The 742-nt window shown below is 71.2% G+C and carries 1 protein-coding gene; it reads right to left on the bottom strand.

The annotated features are described in order from the left end of the window. Nucleotides 1-72: 72 nt before the first annotated feature. On the bottom strand, nucleotides 73-742 hold a 670-nt coding region (locus FNQ90_RS25630), incomplete at its 5' end, for a DUF5819 family protein (RefSeq protein WP_228471613.1).

Here is a 742-nt window from a genome sequence, read left to right as displayed (position 1 = left end):
CCCCGAGGAGTCCTCGTGACCGACGACGCACGGACCCCCGGTCGTCCCGCCCGGGGGTCCGTGCGTCGTCGGTCACGAGGACTCCTCGGGGGCGAGGGCCCCGCCGGGCAGGTCGGCGGGGAGGACGGTGCGCCAGTCCAGCTCGGTGTACGAGGGGGAGGTGTCGATGTTCTCCGAGCTCCACGGCGGGGCCGGGACCCGGGTGAGCACGCCGCGGACCTGGACCCGCCGCGCCTCGGTGACGTCCATCTCCCCGCTCAGCCTCAGCAGCGCGATGCGGTGCACGTAGGTGGAGGCGAGGTGGGCGCGGGAGCCCTGCGCGTTGCCGCTGTCGTCGTGGTTGTTGGTGTAGAAGTCCCAGGCCCGACGGAGTTCGTTCTGCGCGGTGTGGCTGGGCAGCAGGTTGTGCCGGATGTGCTCGAAGTCCATCGCGGAGAGGTCCACCCACTCGCTCACCTCGAGCGACCCGTCCTCGGCGACCGTCTCGATCCGGGCCTCCACGGCGACGTTCCGCTGGAGGGGGTTGGGGGCGAAGAGCTTCCAGTTCTGTTCGAACTCCGGGTTCACGTAACCGCGGATGGTGTCGCCGTACTCGTTGGTGACGGTGTTGGAGGGGGCGACGAACAGGAAGATCGCCAACAGGTGCCAGGTCGCGAAGCTCGCGATGAGCCCGACGGCCAGGGCGACGATCACCCGGGCCGGCCAGGAGAGCCTGCCGGGGCCGGTGGAGGCGGCCGAGGGG

Source organism: Streptomyces alkaliphilus, from assembly GCF_014141535.1.
GTDB classification, from domain to species: domain Bacteria; phylum Actinomycetota; class Actinomycetes; order Streptomycetales; family Streptomycetaceae; genus Streptomyces; species Streptomyces alkaliphilus.
This window is presented reverse-complemented; position numbering and strand designations above follow the sequence as displayed.